This is a genomic window from Corynebacterium sp. 122RC1, assembly GCF_024580955.1.
Classification (GTDB): Bacteria; Actinomycetota; Actinomycetes; order Mycobacteriales; family Mycobacteriaceae; genus Corynebacterium; species Corynebacterium kozikiae.
Genome location: NZ_JANIKD010000059.1, coordinates 1 through 465, shown reverse-complemented (window position 1 = coordinate 465; position 465 = coordinate 1). Strand labels below are relative to the sequence as shown.

Below are 465 nucleotides of genomic sequence, written 5' to 3'. Positions count from 1 at the left end.
TTTTGGCATTTCCATAACAAAAGGTTCATCAAGTCCACGAAATGCTGTCATTCTTAAAAATTTTGCAGCACAAAGTCCTAAAATCGCACCTAAAATATAAATTCCAAAAAGATAATTTCCTGCTTTTTCACTTGGAAAAAAAGCACCGATAAAAAGCACATATACAGGAAGTCTTGCCCCACAACTCATAAAATTGATCACAAAAAGAGTTAAAAGCCTATCTCTTTTGTTCTTAAGAGTGCGTGTAGCCATAAAAGCAGGTACCGAACAACCAAAACCAGTGATTAGCGGAATAAAACTTTTACCATGCAAACCAAATTTATGTAAAATCCCATCAAGTAAAAAAGCTACTCTTGACATATAGCCTGTGGTTTCTAAAAGAGCTATGCCTAAAAATAAAATCATTATATTAGGCAAAAAAAGTATCACAGCACCAACACCTGCGATAATCCCATCAGCCAAAGC

Annotated in this window: 1 protein-coding gene; it reads right to left on the bottom strand. The window is 34.8% G+C overall.

The genetic code is table 11. The features are described 5' to 3' along the window. A partial coding sequence (locus tag NQ050_RS11050; RefSeq protein WP_306428829.1) for a nucleoside recognition domain-containing protein occupies window positions 1-465 on the bottom strand: 465 nt, incomplete at both ends.